Raw genomic sequence first — 26,791 nt, 5'->3', positions numbered from 1 at the left:
CGGTGTACACCAGAGAGAAAAACATGAAGAAATCAATACAAAACCAATGCCGTTTCCTGATCGCCGCAGTCTTGCTTTCAACCTGCATCTCCACCTGGGCGGCGCCGACGGGACGGGCGCAAGCCACCCCACCAAACGAGACAGAGCTACTGCGCGAGGCACAACGCCTGGACGACGAGGGATCGTGGGCGGAGGCCACTATCACGGCCCGCATGGCCATGGAGGCAGGCCGCGAGAGTACCGCCATTAATTACGTGGACCTCGACGCTGGAGACCTGCTCGTCAACCTCTTGTACAAGCAGGGAAGATACGTCGAAACACGTAAAGCCGCCGAAGAGCGGATTGCTTATTGGGAACTAAAAGAAGTGTCCTTCGGTAGAACGGGCAGGCGCGATCCCCGCATCTTGCGAATGCTTGCCATGGCCATCGAGGCAAGCATGATGGCGGGCGAAAGAACAGAGGTGGCACGCTTGCAGGAAAAGCTGTTCGAGATCGCCAGCCCGTACCCAGATTCATGGCACTTGGCGCCGGACGAACCGCGTCTGCGCTACAAGCTGGCTGACTTCTCGATGCCGCTGATGCTGGGGCAGTGGAAGCTCGTGAACTTCGATCCAGTGGATAGTCGGGAATACGGAATGTACGCACGCTATACACAGATGTTGGATGGCAGTGAAATGACCGCCGAGATTTTTCTGTCTTATGAGGAACTACAGCGCGCGCAGAGCGCTGCGCAACGGCAGGAATGGATCGAATCGTACCAGAGGTTCCCCACTGCACCAGCGTTTGCTTTGCCAATGCCCGACCTACCCTTCGACGGCTTGCCATCCGTCAAAGTAGAAAGGAAATGGGGATGCAAGAGCGAGACATGCGTCGGTGTCCACTGGATAACGCTACATGGCGACTGGAAACTGGATGTCGATATAACTTTCCATTCGCCAGACAGGGCTAAGGTAGCGGAGCAATTGCGTCAGTTATTCGCGGCGCTGAAATGGCCGAGCGCACCCGTTCTGTTCCGCGATCGCACAATGGCTGAACAAATTCGTGAGATGGATTCACACTGGAAGGTCCCTGGAGGCTGGTCCAAGGCCGCCGAGCTGGCAGAACAGGCACTCCCCGATGCCTTCTTTCGAGAGGAGATCGCTCGCGTTAACGCTTACCTCGGCGTGGCGCAGTACCGACGCGGCGACCTCGACGCTGCCAGCAGGTCGCTGGGGTTGGCCCTGTCTGGCTGGGAGTATGTTCCTTTCTTTGGAACACTCTATGAAGTGGTGGTGGATTTCGCTGCAGATCTAGCCTATCGCCAGGGCAGAGATCCTGAGGCCATCGCCTGGAATCGGGATCTAATTGATTGGCAGGACGATACGTTCGACTGGGGCGTCCCCAGTGATGAGAATGCATTGGTTCATAATTGGAATGGCGTCAAAATCCCTTTGCGTGTAGGTGACTACCGATTGAGGTTGGGCACTGCAAACCGTTTCTTCTATGAAAATCTGCAAACGCATGCACAAATCGGCCTTGCAGTGGGCTCACCTCAGGCAAATGACGATGAGCTTGAAGCGTTACTGCGCGCCTTCATGACGAAAAATTTGCGACTTTTTGCAGGAGAGATACGCAAAACAAATTTCTCGCCCAAAAACGTCGGAAGAACAGGACATCATTTCTCCAAAAAGGCCAGTAACGAAAAGCCGCTGGTCACCGGCCGCAAATGGGAGTTCGAAGTGACGAAACTCCCGGACGACGAAGGCGCATCCGCTGAAAAGCCTATTGCGGCCTTCCAAGGGAAAACACCAAGAAAAATGATGTTTTGGATCGTGGCCCGCGATAAGCACCGGTCGATATTGCGAGCGCCCATCACAGACGGAGACCAATCCGAGACGGCGGCAAATGAGATTGCGCAAGCGCTGACGTGGTAAAGCAGGACGACGCGCCGCTAGCTTTTATGGCGAGGGGGCCGCCACGTTGTAGGAGTCGGAAGGAAAGCTACTCGGCTCAATTCATCTGCCCGAGCGGCGCTAATAAGGACGTTACCCTATGAAACCAACAAATTTACAGACGAAGTCGCTGCTTAGAATTTCGGCCCTAGGATTCGCACTCGCGGCGTCTGCTAGTTTCGCCCAACAGACTGAGACATTCACTTTCACCGCCGATTTACCTTCCAACTTTGCCTATAAGGCTATCGCGGAGTATGTGCCGGCCAAAGGCGAAACCTGCACCGTGCCGGGGGGCAGGAATACGGCCGTTGGGTACAACATGAAGTGGCGTGAAAGTTACACGCCGAACTCTGAAATTGCCATCTATCGGACGGTAAGCGGCTGTCTGCTGGTCATATCGCGCATCAAGCTGGACATCAATTCCTCTTACGGCAAAGAACGAGGCGATTTCGGTGGAGATTTCGCCACAGTCGTAATCACCAATGAGCTGGAGGAAAAGTACAAAAGCAGCTTCAACGAAGCTGGCGAGAGTACTTTTTATGGCCACTGTCAGTGGCTGTTCCGCACCTCGGGTAAGCCTCGCATCCTCCGCAAAATTCTTGACTGCAAGTCAGCTGAGGCAAATGGCGAGCTGGACCGAGGCCATCCCTTTTCGGCTTACACCCTCGATCAGCTTCCAGGTAAGACCGTGAAGATGAAGATCAAGTTGGCCGGTACGGAACGGCCGGCCATTAAAGATACTTGGGTCAAGGTACCTGACGGCTGGAAGCGCTGTATGGGCGATAACTTTGAAGACCAATACGCGTTTTGCTTCGGAAATCACGAAGATTTCAGCACGTTTCAAATGGTCGATGGACGCACCTGCACTATTTATCCGGGCTGCACCGAATAAGGAATATTGACATGACATCATTGGAAAAAGAGATGGAGTCACGGTTGAGCAATCGCGTGCTTGCCTGCCCGAAACAAGTCAAAAATACTAGTTTCCAGTTGGTTGACGAATCCGGATCAGGTGAACCGTACGCTGGATTGGCTTTTACAGCGATCGACTCGGAAGGTCTTAGCTATAGTGGCCACCTGGACATAACTGGGAAGGCCACAATTACAAATCACTTTGCGGGGCCTGCGGCAATTCTGCTCAACCAACAGTACGAAGGTCCCGAAAAAAACTATGCGTATTTACAGGCCAGGCCTCATTACGGCTTAAAAATCACCGAACTCCAAGTTCGCGCCGAGCAAACACACTACCTGAATAAGGACTCAACTCGCACTAAAGAGAACCCCGCGAAAGCGTGCGCGGACGAGTTTTATCAAATCGAAGTACGCCACCTGGTCGAACATGCTTCACACCTGCCGCCTGAGGTCTACCGTCATTATCCGCATAGCCCGAATCGGGCCAGAATCATGGGTGAACATGGGAAGCTCGGCATTGCACTAATGCCGCTCAAACATACCGTACTGGAAGTACGGCCTTTGCGAGCGTTGCGGCCCATGTTGTCGACCAGCCCCGAGTTTTGTGCGTTGAATCTCTACCAGCTCGCGCTAATGGCTACCCTTAGCTACTGCCCGTTTGGCATGAAACCTGAAAAACGCCCCATCGAAACAGGTCCAGTGTCATTCCCTCTCCAACCCAGCGTTGGAAACTGGTTTGGGGATGCATTGGCGAAGTCCGATGAACTCTGGCGTGTCGATGCGGCGCAAACCAAAGCTTTCTACCCGCTGTATGAGGATGTTCCGTACTCCAAGCGACTGGAAATCGTGCCATTCGATCCAGACCTTTATAACGTCAACAAGCCTCATCAAAGTGCCGATCAGGAAGACCCTGAGAAAATTCACTTTCTTGATGACAGAGTACTTGGTGCTAAGGCGACCGACACCCAGGCCTTCATTACCCACAATGACGAACTGATCTTGATCGCGGTACGTGGCACCTACGAACTTATCGCGGATGGGCTGCGCGATGCCGATGCGTTCCAAGTACCGTTTGAAGGCACCGACAGCAAAGTGCATCGAGGTTTTTACGAATCCGCACAGATTGCCTACGAATTCACCGTTAAATACCTTGAAAAATTTTATACCGGGCAAAAGCTCATCATCTGCGGCCACAGCCTCGGTGGCGCAGTTGCATTGATACTCTCGGAAATGCTGCGTCGCAGAACTGAGGACTACACCCTCCAGCTCTACACCTACGGCGCCCCCCGCGCGGGCGATGCCAACTTCGTCGCAGGCGCGAAGGACCTGGTGCATCACCGCATCGTCAACCACAACGACCCGGTGCCGAGCGTGCCAGGCACCTGGATGGACACCAAGGCCGGTGTGTTCGGGGCGGGGTTGGCCTTGACGTTTGCCAACGTGCCGGCCGGTCTGTCGGTGTTCTTTGCGGGCATCACGAACTGGACGGGCGAGCCCTACGATCACCATGGCAAGTTGCAGCACTTCATGCCGGTAGAGTTTGAGCGTGGGAAAAAGTCCGCGATCCTGTGGGAACCCGGCTGCGACACCATCACCCAACATGCGGCATGCTCCTTGGCGATTCAGCAGAAAAACGGGCTGCCACATCGGCCGCCTTTGCTGGCGCAGATCCTCCAGGCCGGGAATCATTTGATGACCAGTGGGTATGTTCCGGCGTGTTGGGCGGTTCTGCTGCGGTGGAAGCAGGCGCACGATGAGAAACTGACGCGGATCGCTGATAGCGAGTTTAATTGGGTCGAGGGCTCACTGGCACTAATCACCAGTCAGCTGCGTGAGATAGAACGTGATTTAAGAGGGCGTTCGCAGGCTTACGCTCGCACCCAGGAGAACAACATCCGCGCACTCAGCCTTGAAAAAAGCAAGATTGAGACCACAGTCGCACGCCTGAAAAGCATTCATCCTCAGAGGATTAGCGCACAAGCGCTTTACGGATCGCTGTCAGAACAGCCCGAGGAGCTGACGAAAAACGTCGATCGTTGGCTGGCGCATCCTGAGAACAAGGTCAAGAACCCACTGGCCATGGCGCCGGTGGACCCGGATCAGGACGCGCTGATGGGTTCGATCTATGGGCATACCATCGGGGCGCCGTATACGCTGGATATCGATTCGATCTGTTAAACATTCCCTTGTTTAAAAGCTTTCCAGGTTACTTCGCGAAAGCTACAGCGCCTTGCGTCATTGCCTACAGTTACGCCAGAATCCGCCGGCTTGTGCGCCTTGGGCCTGGGTTCTATCGTTTGCCGGTCGCTGCCAATTCAGCGTCCGGATTTGACCGTCCGAGTCAATCAAGGCGTGCACATGCCCAAGAGAAGTTCAGGCTTTTTGCGGTGGCTGTGCGCGGGACACCTCCGGGTGTGCCGGATACCTTGATTTCCGGTCGGTCAACCCGCGTACAGCTGCCACCTTATTCGTTTGACCGCGGACGGTCGCAGCTCCACTAATCAAGGAGCACCACTATGTTCAAAGCCACACCCAATCCCCCGGAAACCGACGATGTTTCCCCCTACGCTTCCCTCGACTCCAAAAAACTCCACGAAGCCGCCGATCGCGCCCTCGACCACTACCTCAAACTGGCTGCCCACATCAAAGCCACGCCACGCACACCCAGCACCCTGTTCATCGTCAATCCAGAGCTCGATACCGAAACCTTGCTGGCCCATGCGTGCGAATCGCTGGCCTCGGCCAATGTCATGACCATGAATCTGGCGGATCATATGGACGGGCCGAGTCGCCACTCCCTGCTGGGCATTGCGCAAGTCATCATGCTGGGTGAACTCGCGGTAAATCGGGTGCTGGATCAACTCGACCCGCCGGAGTAGCCCCTAACCCCGTGGCGAGGAGCTTGCCTCATCGCCACGGGTTTGGTGCTTTACTGAAAAGACCCCGAAATCCTGCGAGTAACCCCGCATGAACCGCAACGACCTGCGCCGCGTCGACATGAACCTGCTGGTGATTTTCGAAACCCTGATGTTCGAAAAGAACCTGACCCGGGCCGGGGAGAAGCTGTTTCTCGGTCAGCCCGCCGTCAGTGCCTCACTGGCCAAGTTGCGCGACCTGTTCGACGACCCGCTGCTGGTGCGTAACGGTCGGGTGCTGGAGCCGACCCAGCGCGCATTGGCGATCCTCAAGGAATTGCAGCCGGCGATGGACACCATCTCCGGCGCGGTCAGCCGGGCCAAGGATTTCGACCCGTCCACCAGCCGCGATGTGTTTCGCATCGGCCTGTCCGACGACGCCGAGTTCGGCCTGTTTCCGCCGCTGCTCAAGCAAATACGCGAAGAGGCGCAGAACGTTGTGGTGGTGGTGCGGCGGGTGAATTTCCTGCTGATGTCGTCGATGCTGGCCAGCGGGGAAATTTCCGTCGGGATCAGCTACACCACGGAACTGCCGGCCAACGCCAAGCGCAAGAAGTTGCGTGACCTGAGCGTGAAGATCCTGCGTGGCGACAATCGCCCCGGCACCCTGACCCTGGATGAATACTGCGAACGTCCGCATGCGCTGGTGTCGTTTTCCGGGGATTTGACCGGGGCCATCGACAACGACCTCGCACGTATCGGCCGCTCACGCCGGGTGGTGCTGGCGGTGCCGCAGTTCGCCGGCCTGCGCGCCTTGCTGGCCGGCACCGATATGCTGGCCACGGTGCCGGACTACGCGGCGTGCGCGCTGATTGAAGGCAGCAGTCAGCTGCGGGCCGACGACCCGCCGTTTGACATCGTGCTGTCCGAACTGTCCATGGTCTGGAACGGGGTCAACGATAACGATCCGGCAGAACGTTGGTTGCGCTCGCGAATAGCCCAACACATGTCGGCGCCGCTGCCGGGGCATTAATCGATTGGAAAGCAGCGGGGTCGGTCTCGCGCAGGTATACCGGCAGATCAGTGACCGGTGGCATGACCGGGATCTCGAAATACATCTGGATCACCCAGCCGCGGTGATAACTGGCGTGGTTGACCACATGCATCAGTATCGCGCCGGCGCTCATGATGCCGCTTTCCCCCGAGACAAAGCTAAACTCCACGGGTTTATCCAGCGAGGCATCGGTCTGCCGTTCGCTCCAGTCGCAGTACCAGTGATCGATGTCCTTTTGCGCCAGGCGCAGCTCGGCGAGTTCGGGGTGCAGCAGATCGTGTGAAGTTTTAAAGCCGTGCCCTCGGCCTTCGAGGTGGGCTCGCCAGATGCAGTCCACCACGTAGATGTGGTTCAGGGTGCCGATCATGTTCTTGAACACCGACACGCGCTCTTTATTGACCTCACCCGGTGGCAGTGCGGCCAGGCTGTCAAAGAGGCGTTGATTGGCCCAGCGTTTGTAATCGGCAAGCATGCGGGCAGTGCGTACGTTAATCATCGCAGGTCTCCCTTGTGATGGGCGCACTGCCAAGCATAGCCCTCAGGGCGAGCGGCATTGCAAACGCTGATTACCGGTCACTTCGCGACCTGTGTAGCAGCTGCGTTGTGGTGAGGGGATTTATCCCCGTTCGGCTGCGAAGCAGTCGTAAAACCTGAATGCACGATCTATCTGATACACCGCGTTGTCTAATTTCACGACTGCTTCGCAGCCGAACGGGGATAAATCCCCTCGCCACAAAGCAGCCTGCTACACCGGTCGCGGTGTGGCTAATATCGTCGTTACCCGATCGGCCAACGCCAGGCAACTGGTCAACCCTGGTGACTCGATTCCGAACAGGTTCACCAGCCCCGGCACACCATGCTCGGCCGGGCCACTGATGACAAAGTCAGCCGCCGGTTCGGTCGGCCCGGTGATTTTCGGGCGGATTCCGCTGTAAGCCGGTTGCAGGCTGTTATCGGGCAATCCCGGCCAGTAGCGCCGGATCGCCTCGTAGAAGCCATCGGCTCGGCGTGGATCCACACGATAATCGACCTGATCGACCCATTCGACGTCCGGCCCGAAGCGCGCCTGGCCGCCCAGATCCAGCGTCATGTGCACGCCCAGCCCCGCACTTTCCGGGGCCGGATACACCAGATGCCGGAACGGCGCCCGACCGCTGAAACTGAAATAGCTGCCCTTGCATAGCCGGGCAGTTGGAACGTGCTGCGACGGCAAGCCTTCAATCCGGCTCGCCACCTCAGGCGCAAACAATCCGGCGCAATTGATCAACTCACGGCAGCTCAAGGTCATCGGTTGGGCACCGCCCATCTGCAGTTCGAAACCTTGCTCGGTGCAACGGGCCGACGCCAACGGCGTATGAAAAACCAGCGACGTGCCGCTGGCCTCCGCATCCGCCTGAAGCGCCAGCATCAGGGCATGGGAATCGACGATCCCGGTGGACGGCGACCAGAGCGCAGCGACGCAGGACACTGCCGGTTCAAGCTCCCGCGCCTGTTCGGCGTCCAGCCATTGCAGGTCATCGACGCCATTGCGCCGGCCCTGCTCCAGCAACTTCTGCAAGGCCGCGCACTGAGCGTCATCCGTGGCGACGATCAGCTTGCCCAGGCGCCGATAACCGACGCCGCGCTCATCGCAAAAGGCGTAAAGGCGTTGCTTGCCCTCCACGCACACTTGCGCCTTGAGGCTGCCGCTCGGGTAGTAAATGCCGGCGTGGATCACTTCCGAATTGCGCGAGCTGATGCCCACCCCAATGCCCTCGCCCGCCTCGACCAGGATCACGTCCCGCCCGCTGCGGGCCAGGGCTCTGGCGACCGCCAGCCCGACCACTCCGGCCCCGACCACCACGCATTCGATATCGACGCTCACCTGCCCTCCGCTCCTTTCACGCCAGCCCTCGTTCCCGATAATCGATCAGGCTGGAGAATATCGCCAGCAGCATGGCCATGACCACGAAGAAGATCAGCACCAGGAAGTACGACCCGGTGAACTGCACGATCAGCCCGATCAGGATCGGCACGATCACCCCGGCCATGTTCCCGCAGAAGTTCATGGTGCCGGCCAATACGCCGGTTTTCGAGGTGCCGCCGAGGATCGACGGAATGCACCAGTACATGCCGCACCAGCGAATGAAAAACATCGCCACGCAGAGCAAGCCGATCGCTTTGCTGGCCTCGCTCGCATACGCCACCGCCAGCATGCACAGGGCCGCCACCAGCGCCGAACCGCTGAACATGCTACGCATCACCAGATTGGGCGAAGCGCCGCTGGACTTCCATTTATCCCCCAGATAACCGCCGACCAGCTCGCCGACAAAACCGCACATGAAGATCAGGAACGTCGCCCCGCCCATGCTCGAAATGTTCAGGCCGTGGGTCTGGTGCAGGTAGCTCGGCATCCAGGTCAACAAACCGTAGAACACACTGAGAATGCAGCAATAACCGGCGAACATCGCCAGCACCGAACGATCCTTGAGCAGCTCCGTGAAAGGAACACTGGTGACCGCTCCGGGTTGGCTGACTTTGGTATTGCCCTCGGTGATGTGCGCCAGTTCCGCAGCATTCACCCCAGGGTGTTCGCTGGGATGGTTGCGGATGTATTTCCAGGCCAGCACGCCGGCGAGCATGGTGCCGATGCCGGCGATCACGAAGGCGATACGCCAGGAGTCGAACCAGCCGATCAGGCCGGCAATGATGATCGCGCCGAAGGCACTGCCCAGCGGTGCACCGCCATCGACCAGCACTGCGCCGCGTCCGCGTTCGTTAGGGGTCAGCCAGGCGCCATTGAGCTTGGCACCGGCGGGCATGATCGGCGACTCGGCAATGCCCAGGCCCATGCGGGTGATCAGCAGCGTGATCCAGTTGTGCGCGCCGGCGGCCAGAGCCTGAAAGGCGCCCCAGGCGACGGTCGCGATGACGATCACACGGCGGGTCTGGAAACGATCCAGCAGCATGCCACCGGGAATCTGCATCAACGCGTAGGACCAGAAAAACGCGCTGAGCATCAAGCCTTCCAGCGCTGGCGGAATCTGGAACTCACTGGAAATCAGCGGCAAGGCCACCGACAGCGAAGCGCGGTCGATGTAGTTGATCGCGGTCAGCAGCAACATGATGAGGAAGATCCGCCAGCGCACGCTGGTCGGGCGCTCGGTGGCAGACGCAGCGGTCAGCCGCAGGGTTTCGGCACTCGGAATGTTCATGAGGGGCGCTCTTATTGTTGTGGATGCAAGCGACCCAATACCTGTCAGCCAAGGTTCTGAACACCGCAATCCCTGTGGGAGCGAACTGTGGTGAGGGGATTTATCCCCGTTGGGTCGCGAAGCGGCCCCCGCGTCCGTTCAGACAGACCGGTTTGTCCGGATTGACGACTGCTTCGCAGCCGAACGGGGATAAATCCCCTCACCACAGTTCGCTCCCACAGGTTCTGCGTCTTGGCTGACTGACATTGGGCAAGCCACCTCACTCTAATCACGCACCCGACAGCTGAATAATGAGGGGATCTGATTGGGGGATCACCGAATGTCATCCCCCCAAAAAATCAGAACGTACCGGGGTAACTACCACCGTCCAGCAACAGGTTTTGCCCGGTGAGGAAACCGGCGTGGGCGCTGCAGATGAACGCGCAATAGGCGCCGAACTCGTCGGGCTGACCGAAACGCTGGGCCGGCACGTGCTGGCGGCGCTGCTCGCTGATGCTCTCGACCGTGGTGCTGTTGGCTTCGGCGGCGGCACTCAGGGTTTTGTGCAGGCGCTCAGTCTCGAACGGGCCTGGCAGCAGGTTGTTGATGGTGACGTTATGCCCGGCCAGACGCGACTGACGCGCGAGCCCGGCGATGAAACCGGTCAGCCCGCTGCGGGCGCCGTTGGACAGGCCCAGCACATCGATCGGCGCCTTCACCGCGCCAGAGGTGATGTTGACGATGCGCCCGAACCCGCGCTCGGCCATGCCATCGACGCAGGCCTTGATCAGCTCGATGGGCGTGAGCATGTTGGCGTCCAGCGCTTTCAACCAGTCTTCGCGCTGCCAGTCACGGAAGTCACCCGGCGGCGGACCGCCAGCGTTATTGACCAGAATGTCCACCTGCGGACACGCCGCCAACACCTGCTCACGCACCGCAGGCGTGCTGATGTCCCCAGCCACCGTGCGCACTTCGATGCTCGGTGCCAGGTTGCGCAATTCTTCGGCCGCGGCCTGCAAGGTTTCATTGCCACGAGCGTTGATCACCAGATTGACGCCCTCCTTCGCCAAGGCTCGCGCACAGGCCAGCCCCAGCCCTTTGCTTGCGGCGCAGACGATGGCCCAGCGACCCGAAATAGCCAAATCCATGATGGTGCTCCTGTTGGTTGTGAGTTGAGGAAGACTGCGTGCGTTTAGGGTGAGGACGTGGTGTTTCTGGACGTCGCACCAGGCTTCGGAACCAGCCCTCACCCTAGCCCTCTCCCGGGGGGAGAGAGGACTGATCGCGGTGTTTGTCCGGAATATTGCGACCTGAGATATCAAGTCGAACTCGCGGTTTGAAAAGCATGGAGATCGGCTCCCTTTCCCCCTCTCCCCCGTGGGGAGAGGGATGGGCGGGCGGCGTTCCGATGAGGGGTGGATCTTGAAGCCGGCACACCCCTTCCGACAAGTGATGACAAACAGTGATCCCCAGATCAGACCTTTTCATTATCAGCCGCCACCCGCGCTTATTACTGTCTCCAGACCAATAAGAACCGGAGACACACATGAACCCGTTCCAGTTTTACTTCCCCACGACCCTGAAAAGCGGCAACGGCCTGGTGCGTCAGGCCGGTGCGCTGCTCAAGCCGCATGTTCGAAAAAAACTGCTGGTGGTCACCGACGAAGGGCTGATGGCGTCGGGCGTGATGGAAGGTTTTTTCGCCTCGTTGGCCGACAGTGACATTCACTACGAAGTGTTCTCCGGCGTAGAACCCAACCCCACCACCGACGTGCTGGAACGCGCCGTGGCGTTCCTGAAAAACCACGACTGCGATTCGGTAATCGGCGTCGGGGGCGGCAGCAGCATCGACACCGCCAAAGGTGTGGCGGCCATGGCCACCAACCCCGGCAACATCCTCGACTACGAAGGCTACGACAAACTGCTGCACCCGCCTCTGCCGGTCTTTGCCATTCCAACCACCTCCGGCACCGGCAGCGAATGCACGGCCTCCACGGTCTTCACCAACACCAAAACCCTGTTCAAGACCGTGATCATCAGCCCGGCGCTTTTTCCGAAACTGGCAATTCTCGACGCCGAACTGACGCTCAAACTGCCGCCATCGATCACCGCGGCCACGGGCATGGACGCGTTGACTCACGCCATCGAATCCTACGTGTCGAAGCAGGCCAACCCGGTCAGCCAGGCCCTGGCGCTGCAAGCGATCAAGATGATCTGCACCCACCTGCCGAAAGCGTTTTTCTGCGGCTCCGACCTGCACGCACGGGAACAGATGCTGCTCGGTTCGTTCCTCGCCGGCGTCGCGTTCGCTCAATCGAAACTGGGCAACGTGCACGCGATCTCCCACACCTTCGGCGGCGTGTTCAACATTCCCCATGGCATCGCCAACGCGACGCTGCTGCCCTACGTCATCGAATACAACCTGGCGGCCTGCCCAGAGCTGTTTCGTGAAATCGCCATGGCCATGGGCGAGAACGTCGATGGCCTGAGCGTTGCCCGCGCCGGGTACAAAGTGGTGGAACACGTGGTGGCGTTGAACAAGGCCATCGGCATTCCCGACAACATCAAGGACCTGGGCGTGAACCTCGACTACATGCCGCAAATGGTCAGCGACTCGATGCGCAGCGGCAACGTGCTGGTCAATCCACGCCTGACCACCGCCGCCGACATCGAACGAATCATCAGCAACGCCTGGCACGGCATTCACTCCTGAAGAGACGACACCCATGTTTTACGAAATGCGCACCTACACGATTCAAATCGGAAAAATGCAGACCTACCTCAAGCACTTCGAGGAAACCGGCCTGCCGGTGATCTCCCGCTACACCACGTTGGTGGGCTGGTGGTACACCGAAATCGGCGAGCTGAATCAGGTCATCCACATCTGGGCCTACGAGAGTCTCGATGACCGGATCAAGAAGCGCGCGGCGCTGTATCAAGACCCGGACTGGCTTGAAGGCTTCGTGCCGAAGGCGTTCCCGATGCTGGAAAAGATGGAATCGAAACTGCTGATCGCAGCCGACTTCTCCCCGATCAAATAATCCCCAGCCGACACCTTCCTCTGTAGGAGCAAGGCTTGCCCGCGATGGCGGAGTGTCAGTCGACATCATCGTTGCTGACTCACCGCCATCGCGGGCAAGCCTTGCTCCTACAGGGGTGGTTGCGGCTGCCAAACCCAAGGACAACCTCATGTGCGACCACAATTCCAATAACACCGCCGCTGACCGTTCTCCCGATATCAAAGCCTTGCTCGAAGGCCTGCCGACCAACTGGGGCAAATGGGGGCCGGACGATGAGGTCGGCGCCCTGAATTACCTGCAAAGTGCAGAAATCCTTCGGGGTATCGCCTCGGTCCGCCAGGGCAAGACCTTCACCCTGCAAGTGCAGATCGGCCACCCCAAAGGCGAACCGTTGTGGCCCGGCCGACGTCCGTCGATGCGGGTCAACGTGCTGGACAAGGGCCATTTCCTGGCCGGCAAAAGCCACTTCGACGGCCATGTGGAATACGCCGACGACGTGATCTTCATGCACCTGCAAGGCTCGACCCAATACGACGCCCTCGGCCACGTCTGGCACGACAACAAACTGTGGAATGGCTACGACGCCATGAGCACCATCGGCAGCATGGACAAGGCCAGCATCCTGCCGATTGCCGAGCGCGGGATTGTCGGGCGTGCGGTACTGATCGACATGGCCCGCTATCGCGGCAAGTCAGTGCTGGACAAGGGCGAAACCTTCAATCACCTGGACCTGCTGGCCGCAGCCAAAGCCCAGGGCATCGAGATCCAGAAGCGCGACATCCTGATCATCCGCACGGGTTGGATCGGTTCGTTCTATGAGCGCGAGCCGGAGGAGTTCTACAAGGACTTCGCCGAGCCGGGACTGACCTTCAGCCCCGAGCTGGTGGAATGGTTTCACCAGATGGAAATCCCCAACCTGGTGACCGACACCATGGCCAACGAAGTGGCTGTCGACCCCGCCTCAGGCGTGCTGATTCCGCTGCACAATGCCTTGATGCGCAACCTCGGCGTGACCTTCACCGAAGTGGCGATGCTTGATGCTCTGGCAAGTGATTGCGCTGAAGACGGCCAGTGGCAGTTTCTCTATACCGCGGCGCCGTTGAAGGTCGTTGGCGGCACGGGTGCACCGGTCAATCCGATCGTGATCAAGTAATCAGGTCCTGCTGCAATTCGTTGATCAGCAAGGTCGCCGCCGGGGAAAGATCGGCGCCGGCCCGGCTGATCACGCCGTAAGGCTCGATCAATGCACGCATCGACACGGGCAGTTTCACCAGCAAATCGTGTTGTTCGCAGAACCTGGCCACTTCCACCGGGATCACCGCTAACAAGGTCGGATCCTGTTGCACCAATAAAATGGTGGCAAAAATCGACGAGGTTTCCAGCGGATACCGGGGAGTTCCCAGCCCTGCCTCATTCAACTCACGTTCCAGGGTCTGACGCATCGGCATGTCCTTGGGATAGACCACCCAGCGGTACTCGCTCAACTGCGACAGCTGCAAAGACTCGGCGCTGGCCAGCGGATGGTCCTTGCTGGCGACCACCGCCAAGGGTTCTTCACTCAGTTCGATGAAGTCATAGGCATCCGAACGCTGGCCGACGCTGGTGCGACAAATCGCCAAGTCCAGCCGTCCCTGATCCAGCAACCCGAGCAACGTGGCGCTGGTGTTTTCCACCAGTTCCACCGACAGCTCCGGCTGCTTGAGGCGCAACTCGGTCAGGGCACGGGTCAGCAACGGCACCGCCCCCATGATCACCCCCACCGAGAGCCGCCCGCCCTGGCCTTGCATGATGCTGAGCATTTCTTCGCGAAGGTGCTCGACATCGCTGTAGATCAGCCGCGCATAACGAATCATGCAACGGCCCATTTCGTTGGCCACCAGACCTTTGGGCTGGCGTTCGAACAGCGGCATGCCGAGCAACGATTCAACTTCACCCAACGCCTTGGTGGCGCCGGACTGGGAAATCGAAATCTTCTCGGCAGCCTTGTGCAACGAGCCGCGCTCATCCAGTGCGATCAGCAAACGCAGTTGTTTGAGGCGCAAGCGTGCAGCGATGCTGCAAAGGGAAGGAACCATGTCCGTGTGTTCTCGATTCAAGGAACGTTGTTTTTCAGCGAATGGCGACCGGGTTGATGTTGACCTGGGTCGAGCCCTTGTACAGCGGCTGGCCCAGCACGAACATGAACTATTTTTTTTCAGTATCTACGGCCTGGGCGGCGCTGAAGGTGAAGAGCAAGGTGTTGTAGCCGCTTATGACGTAACACCGAGTGTCTTTAAACAGTCGTCAGTAAACATGTTTTTGCACTGCGCCAGATCCGACGCCATCGCGAGCAGGCTCACTCCCACAGGGACCGGTGTCGGCCACAAATCTTGTGAACAACATAAAACCAATGTGGGTGTGAGCCTGCTCGCGATGACGGTCGCTCATCCAGCATCCATCTAACTGGCCTACCCCATCTCTAGGGTTTGGCGATTGCGATACGCCAAACCTTGTTCCCGACATCATCGGCCACCAACAACGCGCCGCTCTGGTCAAGCGTGACGCCCACCGGACGCCCTTGCGCTTCGCCGTCGGCATTGAGGAAATCAGTCAGGAAGTCCACCGGCAGCCCCGAGGGTTTGCCGTCGCTGAAGGGAATGAACACCACTTTGTAACCGGCCTGGGGGTTACGGTTCCAAGAGCCATGTTCACCGACAAAAACCCCATTGGCGAAATTGGCGGGCATGCCTCGGGCATCAGAGAACGTCAGGCCTAACGGTGCGACGTGGGTACCCAGCGCATAATCCGGCGCGATCGCCTTGGCCACCCGGTCCGGACGCGGCGGCTCGACACGGGTGTCAACATGGGCGCCGTAATAGCTCCACGGCCAGCCGTAGAACGCACCGTCCTGCACCGACGTCAGGTAATCCGGCACAAGGTCGCTGCCGATTTCGTCGCGCTCGTTGACCACCGTCCACAATTGGCTCGAACCGGGCTTCCAGGCCAGTCCGTTGGGGTTGCGCAGGCCGCTGGCAAACAGACGTTTGCTGCCGCTTTTAACGTCTACCTCCCAAATCGCTGCGCGCCCTTCTTCCGCATCGAGGCCGTTCTCGCCGACGTTACTGTTGGAACCCACCGTGACGTACAGCTTGGTCCCTTCAGGGTTGGCGATGACATTCTTGGTCCAGTGGTGATTAATGCCTGCGGGCAGATCGGTCACTTTCACCGGCGTCGCATTCACCTCGGTCTGACCCGCGTTGTACGGCACCTTGACCAGTGCATCGGCATTGGCAATAAACAATTCATTGCCCACCAACGCCATGCCAAACGGCGAAGCGAGGCCAGTCATGAAGACCTTCCGCACTTCCGCGTGGCCATCACCGTCGGCATCGCGCAACAAGGTAATGCGATTGGCGCTGGGTGCATCAGCGCCGATACGGCCCATCACAACACCCATGACGGTGCGTTTTGCCCAGGCGATCGGCCCGGTGCCACCGTCAGTCGCGCCTTCCGGCATCGGCGGGTGGTTGCTCTCGGCAACCAGGACATCGCCGTTGGGCAGCGTGTACACCCAGCGCGGGTGATAGAGGTTTTCGGCCAGCGCGGTCACTTTAAAACCGGCAGGTGCCTTGGGCATGTCATTACCGGCCCAGCCGATCGCTTTGGACACTTTTAACGTGGGGATCAACGAGGTGGTGGGTTCAGGCAATTGCGGGGACGGACCGACGCTGGCCTGAGGCGGCAATTTGGACGACTCGCCACACGCGGTGAGCAGCACAGCAGTGGTCATCAAGAGCGCAAGTCGGTTGGACACATTCATTGTTCTAACCTCGCAACGGCCATCCGTGGGCCAATTATTGGGCAGGCAAAATCCCGCGAAGTATCCCGGCGCGGGCCCGTTTCAAACACCGCGCCTGTCGCAAATCAAATTTGCCTGAAACGCACGAATGCGCGCCTCCAAAGCCGGGCACTATCGCAAGCGCCTGTTTCAACCGGCCCCGAGCTCAAACGGGGTTCAACAACGCCTCTCGCAGCAGCCTGGCCGCCGGCGAGTCCGGCACGCCTTTGCGCGAAACCAGTTCATACGGTTCGCTGCGCGAGGTGATGGGCAGCGGCAGCGTGGTGGTGAAACCGTAGCCGGAGCAGAACTTCGCCACGTCGGTCGACACCAACGCGACGAGGGTCGGGTTTTCCTGAAGCAGCGACAAGGTGGCAAACGCCGATGTGGTTTCCAGCAGGTGCACCGGGAAACGCAGGTCAGCCTCGTGAAACTCGCGCTCCAGCAGCAAACGCATCGGCATGTTGGCGCGATAGACCACCCAGCGGTAATCCACCAGGTCTTTCAGCGACAGCTGCCGGGCATAGGCGAACGGGTGCTGAGTGCTGGCGATTACCGCCAGGGTTTCTTCGACGAAGGTGGCGCTCTCATACAAGTAGGGCGTGGTGCTGATGGTCGTGCGGCAGATCGCGAGATCCAGGCGCCCGGCGTCCAGCTGGCTGAGCAGTGCGGCGCTGGTGTCCTCGACGATCTCGATGGACAGCTTCGGGTGGTCGGCGATCACCCGGCTGATCGCGGTGGTCAGCAGCGGGACGGCGCCCATGATGGTGCCGACGGACACACGTCCGCCCTCGCCGCTCATGATGCCGATGATCTCCTCGCGCAGATGGGCGAGGTCGGTCTGGATCAAGCGTGCGTAACGGATGACCGAGCGTCCGGCATCGTTCGGCTCAAGCCCACGGTTAGTACGGGTGAACAGCGAAGTGCCGAAGGTGGTTTCAATTTCTTGCAGGGCTTTACTGGCGCCGGGCTGGGTCAGCGCGACCTGTTTGGCCGCGCCCAGCAAGGAGCCGTGTTCATCAAGGGCTATCAACAAGCGCAGCTGCTTGATGTGCAGGCGGGACATGATCGAATTGAGTGAGGGCGTCATCAGGGTTAACTAAAAGTTATAGAGGTATCGAAAGTTGTCAGTATCGAGGCTCGCCACGACGGCCCTATAGTCCACCCCACAACCAGGCAATGCAATGGGTTTGACCAGATAGCGAAAGCCTTCCTGCCGCAGACCGATTGCAACAATAACAATCCTGTATAACTTGTGGTGAATCATGTCCCTCATCAATTACGTCACCAAGATCCAGTTCGGCTACGACAGCCTGCAGCATCTCGCCGCCGAAGCCGAGCGCGCGGGCATTACCCGGCCGCTGATTGTCACCGACATCGGCGTGCGCAATGCCGGCATCGTCGACAAGGTCATCGCGGCCCTCGGCGCCAGCCTGCCTCCTTCGATTTTCGACGCCACTCCGTCCAATCCCAACGAACACGCGGTACGTGAAGCCGTGGCGCAATACCACCTCGGCGAGTGCAACGGCATCATCGCGGTCGGCGGTGGTTCTTCCATCGATCTGGCCAAAGGCGTCGCTGTCTGCGCCACGCACGACGGTCCTCTGCACAGCTTTGCGGTGATCGAAGGCGGGCTGGATCGCATCACCTCTGCCACCGCGCCGCTGATTGCCATTCCCACCACGGCGGGCACTGGCAGCGAAGTCGGTCGAGGCGCCATCCTGATCCTCGACGATGGTCGCAAGGTGGGCGTAATCTCGCCTTATGTGGTACCTCGCGTGGCCATCTGCGACCCGGAACTGACCCTGGGCCTGCCACCGATGCTGACTGCCGCCACCGGCATGGACGCGATCGCTCATTGCATCGAGACGTTCATGGCGCCGGCCTTCAACCCGGCGGCGGATGGCATCGCCCTCGACGGCCTGTGGCGTGCCTGGGAACACATCGAGCGCGCCACCGCCGAACCCGGTGATCGCGAAGCGCGGATGAACATGATGAGCGCGTCGATGCAAGGCGCACTCGCGTTTCAGAAGGGATTGGGCTGCGTGCACAGCCTGTCCCACGCCTTGGGCGGCATCAATCCGAAGCTGCACCACGGCACCTTGAACGCCATCTTTCTGCCCGCGGTCGTGGACTTCAACGCCAACGCCCCGACCGTTCGCGACGAACGCAAGCTCGAACGCCTGCGCCATGCCATGGGCCTTGAGGCCGGCGCCAATATCGGTACGGCCATCGAGGACATGACCCGCCGTCTGGGCCTGCCGACCCGCCTGAGCGAAATCGGCGTCGATGAAAGCCTGTTCGCCGGCATCGTCGAAGGCGCCTTGCACGATCACAGCCACAAGACCAACCCCCGCGAAGCGTCGTCCGCGGACTACCTGTCGATGCTTGCGCAGTCTTTGTAAACCGCCGCTATCCAACAACAATAAATCAGGAGGCAGCCGCAGCGTCGAACGAGATTCGACGGCAGCGGAACAATCATGAAGCCCACCGTCCTTATCGACCGGCAAGACAGCCTTGCCACCGTCACCCTCAGCCACCCGGGGAAAATGAACGCCCTGACCTTGTCCATGTGGCAGGACCTGGGTGATGTCATGACCGAATTGTCCGCCGACGCCAGCGTGCGCTGCGTCGTGTTGCGCGGTGCCGGCGAGCAAGCCTTCGCCGCCGGCGCCGATGTCAGCGAGTTTCCGACCGTACGCGCCAACGCAGCACAGGCCCGGATCTATGCCGAGATCACCTCGGCGGCCATGCGTGCCGTCGTGGACTGCCCGCACCCGGTGATCGCGATGATCCATGGCGTGTGTGTCGGCGGCGGCCTGGAAATCGCCGCACTCTGCGACCTGCGTATCTGCGGCACCTCCAGTCGTTTCGGCGCACCGGTCGGCAAGCTGGGGCTGGTCATGTCCTATGACGAAATGGCCGGTCTGGTGGCGCTGGCCGGACGCTCGACCACCCTGGAGATTCTTCTTGAAGGCCGCATTCTCGACGCCCATGACGCCTACGTAAAAAACCTCGTGACCCGCGTCGTACCCGATGCCGAGGTCGAGTCCGAAACCCTCGCCACCGCCAGGCGCATCGTCAACGGAGCGCCCCTCGTCGCCCGCTGGCATCGCCAGGCCGCACGCCAGCTTGAGGCCGGCGTTGCCCCCAGCGTCGAGCAGATTGACGCGAGTTACTTCTGCTACGACACCGAAGATTTTCAGATCGGTCTGAACGCTTTCATCGAGAAAGCCAAACCACAATTCAAGGGGAAATAACATGGGACCGCTGACAGGAATGCGCGTGGTAGAACTGGCTCACATCATGTCCGGCCCGGTGTGCGGAATGATGCTGGCCGACATGGGCGCCGACGTGGTGAAGGTCGAGAAAGTCCCGGGCGGTGATGATTCGCGCCGCTTCTCACCGATCATGGCCAGCGGTGAATCCGCCTCGTTCATGGTGGTGAACCGCAACAAGCGCGGCATTGGCCTGAACCTGAAAACCGAGGGCGGGCGCGACGTGTTGCGCCGCCTGTTGATGGACGCCGATGTGGTCACGGAAAACTTCCGTGCCGGCACCATGGAGAAATTCGGCCTGGGCTATGAAACGCTGAAAACCCTCAATCCAGGGCTGATCTACTGCGCGATCTCCGGCTACGGCCGCAGTGGCCCGTTTGGCGAAAAAGGCGGCTTCGACCTGATCGCCCAGGGCATGAGCGGCATGATGAGCATGACCGGTGAAGCCGGGCGCGAGCCGGTCAAGGCCGGTTCGCCAGTGGCCGACATCAACTCCGGCATCCTCGCCGCCCTCGGCATCTGCGCCGCTTACGCCGCCAAACAGAAAACCGGCCTGGGGCAGATGGTCGATACCTCGCTGTTCGAAGCCGGTCTGCAACAGATGTACTGGCCGGCGGCGGCGTATTTCGCCGATGGCACCATCCTGCCGAAGATGGGTTCGGCCAACTCCACCAGCGCGCCGTATCAGGTGTTCCGCACCGCAGACGGCTGGATCAACATTGGCGCCGCCAACCAGGCCAACTACGAACGGCTGGTCGAGGCGCTCGCCGTGCCACAACTCAAAGCCGACCCACGCTTCGCCAGCAACGCGTTGCGCATGGAGCACCGCCTGGCCCTGGTGGAAATCCTCAACGAAGTCCTGGTCGCGCGCACCACGGATGAATGGATGGTGCTGTTCGACAGCCTCGGCCTGCCTGCCGGGCCGGTACTCGATATCGCCGCGGCACTGGCTCATCCGCAAACCGAAGCACGCGGCATGATCGTCGAGACTCAACACCCGACCGAAGGCCGGGTTCGCGGCATGGGCCTGCCGATTCACTTCTCCGACATGGACAACGCCGCACCGCCGGCCAGCCGGCATGCCCCGCTGCTCGGTGAACACACCCGCGAAGTGCTGAAAGAAAGCGGCTACGCGGAAGATGAAATCGACGAACTGATTCGAACCCAGGCCGTGGTGGCACTGGCATAACGCACAAAAACTGTGGGAGCGAGCCTGCTCGCGATGAGGCCGTGTCAGGCGACATAAGTATCGACTGATACGCCGCCATCGCGAGCAGGCTCACTCCCACAAGGAGCAGCGTTCGCTTTAACGGTCCGCTGTTTTTTAGAACAACTACAAAAACAATAAGGTGAACATCATGAGCCGTATCTTGACCGAAGCTGTCAGCCGTCGATCATTCCTGGTATCTGCCGGCGTCACCGTCGGTGGCGCATTCGCCGCCAACCTGCTGCCCTCCAGCGTCTTCGCCGCGACCAAACCCATCGTGTTGCGCTACACCAGCAGCCTGCCCGACACCCACCCCCTGAACATCCAGATGAAGGCGGCTTCACTGGCCATCAAGGCCGAAACCAACGGCGCCGTGGACCTGCAGGTGTACGCCAACGGCGCCATGGGCGGCGATACCGACATGCTGTCCCAGGTGCGTGCCGGGGCCATCGATTTCATTCCATTGCCAGGCGCGATTCTCTCCACACTGGTGCCGGCCATGTCGATCGAAAGCATGCCGTTCGCGTTCAAGGACTACGACAGTGTCTGGGCCGCGCTGGACGGCAAGCTGGGCGAATACGTACGCGCCAAGACCGAGAAGGTCGGCCTGATCCCGATGGAGAAAGTCTGGAACAACGGCTTCCGCCAGATCACCAGTTCGACGCGGCCGATCTACACGCCGCAAGACCTGGCCGGTTTCAAACTGCGGGTGCTGGTCAGCCCGTTGTGGACCTCCATGTTCAGCGCCCTGGGCGCCTCCCCTACCGGCATCAGCATCAACGAGACCTACTCGGCATTGCAGACCAAAGTGGTCGACGGCCAGGAAAACCCACTGGTGGTGGTCGAAGCCGCGCGCTTCTATGAAGTGCAGAAATACTGCTCCATGACCGACCACATCTGGGGCGGTTTCTGGATCGTCGCCTCGGGCAAGACCTTCCCCAAACTGCCGGCGGATGTGCAGGAAATCGTTTCCCGGCAAATCAACGCCGCCGCGCTGGTTCAGCGTCAACAGGTGATCGATCTCAACTCCAGCCTGGAGCCGTCCCTGACCGCCCATGGCATCACCTTCAACAAAGTCGACCGTTCATTGTTCCGCACTGAGTTGCAGTCCAAAGGCTTCTACACCCAATGGAAAGAAAAGTACGGCAATGAAGCCTGGAGCTTATTGGAGCAGTACGCGGGTCAACTGTCCTAAGCCGGAGACAAGGTCATGAAAAACGAAATACCAATGACGGATGTTTCTCCCGCTGAAGGACTCAGCACGCGCCCCACCACGTTTCGTCTCGGTCGCGCCTTGGACACCGGGCTGCGCTGGCTGACCGAGGGCAGCGCGGCGTTGCTGGTGGTGGTCGAAGTCACGCTGCTGTTTTGCAATGTGTTCTCGCGCTACGTGCTCAACCAACCCATCGTCTGGGGCGACGAACTGGCCTCGCTGCTGTTTCTCTGGCTGGCGATGCTCGGTTCAGTGGTGGCGATGCGTCGAGGCGAGCACATGCGCCTGACCTCGTTCATCGGGCGGCTGCCGCTGGAAAAACGCGCCTTTGTCGACACCTTGGGTGCGGTGATCGTCATCGCGTTCATTGGGTTGCTGTTCACCCCGGCCTGGGAATACGTCAGCGACGAGTGGATCATCACCACCGCCGCCCTTGAAATCCCCAACGCCTTTCGCGTGTCTGCCATCGCGGTCGGTCTGAGCCTGATGCTGATGACCTGTGTCGCGCGTCTGCTGACCAGCGCCCGGTTGATCGACTTCTCCGTGTCGGTGGCGATGCTGGCTTCCCTGGCCGCGTTGTTGTGGGTGGCTGAAGGCTGGATGTTGCTGATGGGTAACTGGAACCTGATCATTTTCTTCATGATCGGCGTGATGGCGATGATCGTGATCGGCGTGCCGATCATGGTGGCGTTCGGCCTGGCCACGGTGGCTTATCTGTCGACCATGACCGGTACGCCCTTGACCCTGGTGGTGGGCCGGATGGACGAAGGCATGGCGAGCCTGATCTTGCTGGCCATTCCGTTGTTTGTGTTTTTGGGGGCACTGATCGAGGCCATGGGTATGGCCCGCGCGATGATCCGCTTCCTCTGCTCGTTGATCGGCCATGTCCGTGGCGGCCTGTCATATGTGTTGATCGGGGCCATCTACCTGATCTCCGGCATTTCCGGTTCCAAGGCTGCCGACATGGCGGCCATCGCACCGGCGCTGTTTCCGGAAATGAAGAAACGCGGTGAGGATGAAAACGAACTGGTGGCGATGCTCAATGCCTCCGGGGCGATGTCGGAAACCATTCCGCCGAGCCTGGTACTGATCACCATCGGCTCGGTGACCGGTGTGTCGATTTCCGCCCTGTTCACCGGTGGTTTCATGCCGGCGGTGGTGGGTGCCATCGCCATGGCGGCGGTGATCTGGTGGAAAAACCGCAAAGGCGAGGCCTCCACCGGTAAACGCGCGTCAGGCAAGGAAATCGGCCACTCGCTGCTGGTGGCATTACCGGCACTGGCCCTGCCCTTCGTGATCCGCACCGCGGTGGTTGAAGGGGTCGCGACCGCCACCGAAGTCGCCGCCATCGGCGTGGCCTACACCTTTGTCGTCGGCTTGCTGTGCTACCGCTGCTTTGACTGGCGCCGGCTGTATCCGATCCTGGTCAGCACCGCCTCGCTGTCCGGCGCGATCCTGATCATCATCGGCAGCGCCACCGCCATGGCCTGGGCATTGACCCAGTCAGGCTTCTCCCACCAGTTGGCGCAGGTGATGTCGACGGTGCCGGGTGGCGCGATGGGCTTCCTGATCATCTCCGCCGTGGCGTTCATCCTCCTGGGCAGTTTTCTGGAAGGCATCCCGGCCATCGTGCTGTTCGGACCGCTGCTGTTTCCGATTGCCAAGGCCATGGGCATCAACGACGTGCATTACGCCATGGTCGCGATCTTCGCCATGGGCCTGGGTTTGTTCGCACCACCGTTTGGCGTGGGTTTCTACGCCGCCTGCGCAATCGCCAAGGTCGACCCCAGCGGCGCCATGCGTCGGGTCTGGCCGTATCTCGGCGCACTCATTGTCGCCCTGGGCGTGCTGATCGCCGTGCCCTGGATTTCCATCGGTTTCCTGCCCAACGCCTGAATCACTTTTTACGAGGTTTCTCATGAATTTCTCCACACTCGAAGCCGGCACCGCCACCGAACGCCGACTGGTCATCGACAAGCAACGCACCATCTCGTTTCTGGGCGAGGACTTGCGCATCTACGCCACGCCCCGGTTGGTGGATGACATCGAACAGACCTGCCTTGATTACCTGCTCACCTTCCTCGATGAGGGCGAAAACACCGTCGGTGCGGCCGTCGACATCCGCCACGTCGGCGCCACGTTGCTCGGCATGTCGGTCAGCATCGTCGCCACGGTCACCCGGATCGAGGGTCGCAGCGTCACCTTCAACGTCGAAGTACGCGATGACGTCGAGCTGGTGGCCACGGCGGCGCATACCCGGGTGGTGGTGAACGTGGCCAAACTGCGCAGCCGCGTTCAGGCCAAGGCCGAGGCGGCCGCCGCAGGAGACGTCGAAGACGGCGTGCTCAGCCCTTCCCAATTCGCCGCGTCGCGCTGAGCAAGGGACGAAGTCATGATCACGCTGCACGAACGCAACGGCTTGCCGAACCTTGCGGCCGAGGATGCGCTACCGATTGTCGATGCTCACCACCACTTGTGGGACCTGGGCAACGGTCGTTATCCCTGGCTGCAGGACGACTATCACGAGGATTTTTTCCTCGGCGACTATCACAGCCTGTGCCGTGATTTCCTGCCGGAAAACTTTCTCGCCCTGACCGAAAGACAACGGTTGGTGGGAACGGTGCATGTCGAGGCCGAACGTGCTCGCGATGAGCAAGTCGCCGAGACACGCTGGCTGGAACAGGTGAATGCCCGTTACGGCTTCCCGAATGCCATCGTTGCCCACGCCTGGTTCGACCGTGAGGACAGCGCGGACATTCTCGCGGCTCAGGCCGCCAGGCCACTGGTGAAAGGCATACGCTCCAAACCGGTGACTTCGGCATCGCCTGACGTGTCGATTGCCGGCGCCAAGGGCACCATGCAGGACCCGAAATGGCTGGAAGGCTTTTCGCGTCTGGCTGAGTACGGTCTGTCGTGGGACCTGCGCGTGCCGCCGTGGCACCTGGTCGAGGCCGCCGAAGTGGCGGCGATGTTTCCGCAGATCCAGATCGCCCTCAATCACACCGGTTTCGCCTGGGATCGCAGCCCGCACGGCATGACCCGCTGGCGCAAGGGCCTGGAAGCACTGGCCTTGCAACCCAACGTGCACATCAAGCTGTCGGAGTTCGGGCTGAAAGACTCGCCCTGGAACTACGACGACAACCGGATCGTGGTGCTGACCGCATTGGAGATCTTCGGTCCCGAGCGCTGCATGTTCGCCAGCAATTTCCCGGTCGCCGGGTTGCGCGCGTCCTACGACACGATTGCCGATGGCGTGGCCGCGATGCTCGCGCCACGGGGGCGTGCCGTGCAGGAAGCGGTGTTCGCCGGCAATGCACAACGCTTTTATCGTCTGGAGGAACAGCATGGATAACCCCTCCGTGATCGACTGGCGCGCGCGCTTTCTGGCCAGCGGCGAGGATGCGGACTTGCCCATCGTCGACGCTCATCAACATTATTTCGACATCGAACAGCATTACTACCCGTGGCTGAACGACCGTCCGTTGCGACCGTTTCGTTATGGAGATTACTCGTCGATCTGCCGCAACTTTCTGCCTGAGGACTATCGCCGGCTGACGGGCAAGCATCGCATCGTGCAGACCGTCGTCATCGAGGGTGAATGGGACCCTGCGACGCCCGCCGATGAGGTGAGGTTTGTCGAATCACTGGCACAAAATGAACCGACCCTGGCGGCGATGGTGGCGCAGGTTTGGCTTGATCGTGAAGACGCATCGGACCTCTTGCGCCTGTACGGCGATCATCCGCTGGTGCGCGGCGTGCGCCACAAACCTGCGGTCACTAGCCTTGAAGCCTGGCGCGAAGATTTCGTCGCGCCCGGCTCCATGCGCGACCCTCGTTGGCGCGAGGGCTACGCACAACTGGCTGAAAACGGTCTGCATTTCGAGTTGCAGGCGCCCTGGTGGCATCTGGCGGAAGCGGCCGAGCTGGCCAGGGACTTTCCCGACGTGACCATTGTGGTCAATCACACGGCGCTGCCGGCGGATCGTTCGCAAGAAGGGTTGGCTGGCTGGCGTGAAAACCTCGCGTTGCTGGCACGGGAGCCGAACGTTGCCCTGAAGATTTCCGGCATTTGCATCCCCGGCGAAGCGTGGCCCGTCGAGTCGAACCGCGTGGTGGTGAACGACGCGATTTCGATTATCGATGTCAGCCGCTGTGCGTTTGCCAGCAATTACCCGGTCGACGGCGTCGTGAATGGCATGAGCGAGATCTTCGACGGCTTCAAAACGATTGTCAGCGACCGCTCCCTGACGGATCGGCTCGCCCTGTTTCATGACAACGCCCGACGCATTTACCGGCTCACTTGACCCTCATTTGAACAGCCCTTCAGGAGT

At 60.0% G+C, this 26,791-nt stretch carries 24 protein-coding genes; 17 read left to right on the top strand and 7 right to left on the bottom strand.

Annotated elements, in window-relative coordinates; all coding sequences use genetic code 11:
• Positions 1–23: 23 nt before the first annotated feature.
• From IB252_RS25795 to IB252_RS25775, 5 genes are all read left to right on the top strand, one after another.
• Positions 24–1,913, top strand: coding sequence for a hypothetical protein (locus IB252_RS25795; RefSeq protein WP_192410712.1), 1,890 nt, complete (start codon positions 24–26; stop codon positions 1,911–1,913).
• A gap of 118 nt (positions 1,914–2,031) precedes the next feature.
• On the top strand, positions 2,032–2,823 hold the full coding sequence (locus tag IB252_RS25790; RefSeq protein ID WP_192410711.1) for a hypothetical protein: 792 nt from the start codon (positions 2,032–2,034) through the stop codon (positions 2,821–2,823).
• Between the two features lie 11 nt (positions 2,824–2,834).
• A complete protein-coding gene (locus IB252_RS25785; RefSeq protein ID WP_192410710.1) occupies positions 2,835–5,021 on the top strand; it encodes a lipase family protein in 2,187 nt (728 codons plus the stop codon).
• 338 nt (positions 5,022–5,359) lie between these two features.
• Complete coding sequence (locus tag IB252_RS25780; RefSeq protein ID WP_192410709.1) at positions 5,360–5,722, top strand: DUF6124 family protein; 363 nt, start codon at positions 5,360–5,362, stop codon at positions 5,720–5,722.
• Between the two features lie 88 nt (positions 5,723–5,810).
• A complete protein-coding gene (locus IB252_RS25775; RefSeq protein ID WP_008156948.1) occupies positions 5,811–6,731 on the top strand; it encodes a LysR substrate-binding domain-containing protein in 921 nt (306 codons plus the stop codon).
• Here IB252_RS25775 and IB252_RS25770 read toward each other — a convergent pair.
• From IB252_RS25770 to IB252_RS25755, 4 genes are all read right to left on the bottom strand, one after another.
• Positions 6,652–7,248 (bottom strand): DinB family protein, encoded by a 597-nt coding sequence (locus tag IB252_RS25770; RefSeq protein ID WP_134098780.1) that lies wholly within the window; start codon positions 7,246–7,248, stop codon positions 6,652–6,654. The two genes, IB252_RS25775 and IB252_RS25770, sit on opposite strands and share 80 nt — an antisense overlap.
• Before the next feature lie 249 nt (positions 7,249–7,497).
• On the bottom strand, positions 7,498–8,616 hold the full coding sequence (locus tag IB252_RS25765; RefSeq protein ID WP_192410708.1) for an NAD(P)/FAD-dependent oxidoreductase: 1,119 nt from the start codon (positions 8,614–8,616) through the stop codon (positions 7,498–7,500).
• Between the two features lie 16 nt (positions 8,617–8,632).
• Positions 8,633–9,946: an MFS transporter gene (locus IB252_RS25760; RefSeq protein WP_192410707.1), complete on the bottom strand. Its 1,314-nt coding sequence runs from the start codon at positions 9,944–9,946 to the stop codon at positions 8,633–8,635.
• A gap of 338 nt (positions 9,947–10,284) precedes the next feature.
• Positions 10,285–11,073: an SDR family oxidoreductase gene (locus IB252_RS25755; RefSeq protein ID WP_192410706.1), complete on the bottom strand. Its 789-nt coding sequence runs from the start codon at positions 11,071–11,073 to the stop codon at positions 10,285–10,287.
• 398 nt (positions 11,074–11,471) lie between these two features.
• On the opposite strand from IB252_RS25755, the gene IB252_RS25750 reads away from it, so the two are divergent.
• From IB252_RS25750 to IB252_RS25740, 3 genes are all read left to right on the top strand, one after another.
• Positions 11,472–12,638, top strand: coding sequence for an iron-containing alcohol dehydrogenase (locus IB252_RS25750; protein WP_192410705.1), 1,167 nt, complete (start codon positions 11,472–11,474; stop codon positions 12,636–12,638).
• 13 nt (positions 12,639–12,651) lie between these two features.
• Positions 12,652–12,966 carry an NIPSNAP family protein gene (locus IB252_RS25745; RefSeq protein WP_046055817.1) on the top strand — a complete coding sequence of 105 codons (315 nt, stop codon included), beginning with the start codon at positions 12,652–12,654 and terminating at the stop codon, positions 12,964–12,966.
• 148 nt (positions 12,967–13,114) lie between these two features.
• Complete coding sequence (locus IB252_RS25740) at positions 13,115–14,098, top strand: cyclase family protein (protein ID WP_192410704.1); 984 nt, start codon at positions 13,115–13,117, stop codon at positions 14,096–14,098.
• Here IB252_RS25740 and IB252_RS25735 read toward each other — a convergent pair.
• Entirely contained in the window at positions 14,091–15,020 is a 930-nt protein-coding gene (locus IB252_RS25735) for a LysR family transcriptional regulator (RefSeq protein ID WP_192410703.1), read from the bottom strand. The genes IB252_RS25740 and IB252_RS25735 overlap by 8 nt on opposite strands.
• Between IB252_RS25735 and IB252_RS25730 the strand changes: the two genes are divergently transcribed.
• Positions 15,019–15,387, top strand: a complete 369-nt coding sequence (locus IB252_RS25730; protein ID WP_192410765.1) for a hypothetical protein — start codon at positions 15,019–15,021, stop codon at positions 15,385–15,387. The two genes, IB252_RS25735 and IB252_RS25730, sit on opposite strands and share 2 nt — an antisense overlap.
• A 16-nt stretch (positions 15,388–15,403) precedes the next feature.
• On the opposite strand, the gene IB252_RS25725 is transcribed toward IB252_RS25730, so the two are convergent.
• Positions 15,404–16,744 (bottom strand): PQQ-dependent sugar dehydrogenase, encoded by a 1,341-nt coding sequence (locus tag IB252_RS25725; RefSeq protein ID WP_192410702.1) that lies wholly within the window; start codon positions 16,742–16,744, stop codon positions 15,404–15,406.
• A 184-nt stretch (positions 16,745–16,928) separates the two neighbouring features.
• A complete protein-coding gene (locus IB252_RS25720; RefSeq protein WP_111448777.1) occupies positions 16,929–17,852 on the bottom strand; it encodes a LysR family transcriptional regulator in 924 nt (307 codons plus the stop codon).
• Between the two features lie 175 nt (positions 17,853–18,027).
• On the opposite strand from IB252_RS25720, the gene IB252_RS25715 reads away from it, so the two are divergent.
• The 8 genes from IB252_RS25715 (at position 18,028) to IB252_RS25680 (ending at position 26,764) form a co-directional block, all read left to right on the top strand.
• Positions 18,028–19,167: an iron-containing alcohol dehydrogenase gene (locus IB252_RS25715; RefSeq protein WP_134098800.1), complete on the top strand. Its 1,140-nt coding sequence runs from the start codon at positions 18,028–18,030 to the stop codon at positions 19,165–19,167.
• Between the two features lie 75 nt (positions 19,168–19,242).
• The gene (locus IB252_RS25710) at positions 19,243–20,022 is read left to right on the top strand and encodes an enoyl-CoA hydratase-related protein (protein WP_192410701.1); all 780 of its coding nucleotides are present in this window, start codon (positions 19,243–19,245) and stop codon (positions 20,020–20,022) included.
• A 1-nt stretch (position 20,023) separates the two neighbouring features.
• Positions 20,024–21,229, top strand: a complete 1,206-nt coding sequence (locus tag IB252_RS25705; protein ID WP_192410700.1) for a CaiB/BaiF CoA transferase family protein — start codon at positions 20,024–20,026, stop codon at positions 21,227–21,229.
• 169 nt (positions 21,230–21,398) lie between these two features.
• Positions 21,399–22,442 (top strand): TRAP transporter substrate-binding protein, encoded by a 1,044-nt coding sequence (locus IB252_RS25700; RefSeq protein WP_111448781.1) that lies wholly within the window; start codon positions 21,399–21,401, stop codon positions 22,440–22,442.
• Positions 22,443–22,457: 15 nt separating this feature from the next.
• Positions 22,458–24,356 carry a TRAP transporter large permease subunit gene (locus IB252_RS25695; RefSeq protein ID WP_192410699.1) on the top strand — a complete coding sequence of 633 codons (1,899 nt, stop codon included), beginning with the start codon at positions 22,458–22,460 and terminating at the stop codon, positions 24,354–24,356.
• A 22-nt stretch (positions 24,357–24,378) separates the two neighbouring features.
• A complete protein-coding gene (locus IB252_RS25690; RefSeq protein WP_111448783.1) occupies positions 24,379–24,837 on the top strand; it encodes a thioesterase family protein in 459 nt (152 codons plus the stop codon).
• A 15-nt stretch (positions 24,838–24,852) separates the two neighbouring features.
• The gene (locus IB252_RS25685; RefSeq protein ID WP_192410698.1) at positions 24,853–25,812 is read left to right on the top strand and encodes an amidohydrolase family protein; all 960 of its coding nucleotides are present in this window, start codon (positions 24,853–24,855) and stop codon (positions 25,810–25,812) included.
• Positions 25,805–26,764, top strand: coding sequence for an amidohydrolase family protein (locus IB252_RS25680; RefSeq protein WP_192410697.1), 960 nt, complete (start codon positions 25,805–25,807; stop codon positions 26,762–26,764). The genes IB252_RS25685 and IB252_RS25680 overlap by 8 nt, the downstream gene beginning before the upstream one ends.
• Positions 26,765–26,791 lie beyond the last annotated feature (27 nt).

The organism is Pseudomonas sp. PDM10 (assembly GCF_014852295.1).
Classification (GTDB): Bacteria; Pseudomonadota; Gammaproteobacteria; order Pseudomonadales; family Pseudomonadaceae; genus Aquipseudomonas.
This window is presented reverse-complemented; position numbering and strand designations above follow the sequence as displayed.

Coding starts and splice junctions, on each gene's coding strand:
- IB252_RS25795 (WP_192410712.1), top strand. CDS start 24: ATGAAGAAATCAATACAAAACCAATGCCGTTTCCTGATCGCCGCAGTC.
- IB252_RS25790 (WP_192410711.1), top strand. CDS start 2,032: ATGAAACCAACAAATTTACAGACGAAGTCGCTGCTTAGAATTTCGGCC.
- IB252_RS25785 (WP_192410710.1), top strand. CDS start 2,835: ATGACATCATTGGAAAAAGAGATGGAGTCACGGTTGAGCAATCGCGTG.
- IB252_RS25780 (WP_192410709.1), top strand. CDS start 5,360: ATGTTCAAAGCCACACCCAATCCCCCGGAAACCGACGATGTTTCCCCC.
- IB252_RS25775 (WP_008156948.1), top strand. CDS start 5,811: ATGAACCGCAACGACCTGCGCCGCGTCGACATGAACCTGCTGGTGATT.
- IB252_RS25770 (WP_134098780.1), bottom strand. CDS start 7,248: ATGATTAACGTACGCACTGCCCGCATGCTTGCCGATTACAAACGCTGG.
- IB252_RS25760 (WP_192410707.1), bottom strand. CDS start 9,946: ATGAACATTCCGAGTGCCGAAACCCTGCGGCTGACCGCTGCGTCTGCC.
- IB252_RS25755 (WP_192410706.1), bottom strand. CDS start 11,073: ATGGATTTGGCTATTTCGGGTCGCTGGGCCATCGTCTGCGCCGCAAGC.
- IB252_RS25750 (WP_192410705.1), top strand. CDS start 11,472: ATGAACCCGTTCCAGTTTTACTTCCCCACGACCCTGAAAAGCGGCAAC.
- IB252_RS25745 (WP_046055817.1), top strand. CDS start 12,652: ATGTTTTACGAAATGCGCACCTACACGATTCAAATCGGAAAAATGCAG.
- IB252_RS25740 (WP_192410704.1), top strand. CDS start 13,115: ATGTGCGACCACAATTCCAATAACACCGCCGCTGACCGTTCTCCCGAT.
- IB252_RS25730 (WP_192410765.1), top strand. CDS start 15,019: ATGTCCGTGTGTTCTCGATTCAAGGAACGTTGTTTTTCAGCGAATGGC.
- IB252_RS25735 (WP_192410703.1), bottom strand. CDS start 15,020: ATGGTTCCTTCCCTTTGCAGCATCGCTGCACGCTTGCGCCTCAAACAA.
- IB252_RS25725 (WP_192410702.1), bottom strand. CDS start 16,744: ATGAATGTGTCCAACCGACTTGCGCTCTTGATGACCACTGCTGTGCTG.
- IB252_RS25720 (WP_111448777.1), bottom strand. CDS start 17,852: ATGACGCCCTCACTCAATTCGATCATGTCCCGCCTGCACATCAAGCAG.
- IB252_RS25715 (WP_134098800.1), top strand. CDS start 18,028: ATGTCCCTCATCAATTACGTCACCAAGATCCAGTTCGGCTACGACAGC.
- IB252_RS25710 (WP_192410701.1), top strand. CDS start 19,243: ATGAAGCCCACCGTCCTTATCGACCGGCAAGACAGCCTTGCCACCGTC.
- IB252_RS25705 (WP_192410700.1), top strand. CDS start 20,024: ATGGGACCGCTGACAGGAATGCGCGTGGTAGAACTGGCTCACATCATG.
- IB252_RS25700 (WP_111448781.1), top strand. CDS start 21,399: ATGAGCCGTATCTTGACCGAAGCTGTCAGCCGTCGATCATTCCTGGTA.
- IB252_RS25695 (WP_192410699.1), top strand. CDS start 22,458: ATGAAAAACGAAATACCAATGACGGATGTTTCTCCCGCTGAAGGACTC.
- IB252_RS25690 (WP_111448783.1), top strand. CDS start 24,379: ATGAATTTCTCCACACTCGAAGCCGGCACCGCCACCGAACGCCGACTG.
- IB252_RS25685 (WP_192410698.1), top strand. CDS start 24,853: ATGATCACGCTGCACGAACGCAACGGCTTGCCGAACCTTGCGGCCGAG.
- IB252_RS25680 (WP_192410697.1), top strand. CDS start 25,805: ATGGATAACCCCTCCGTGATCGACTGGCGCGCGCGCTTTCTGGCCAGC.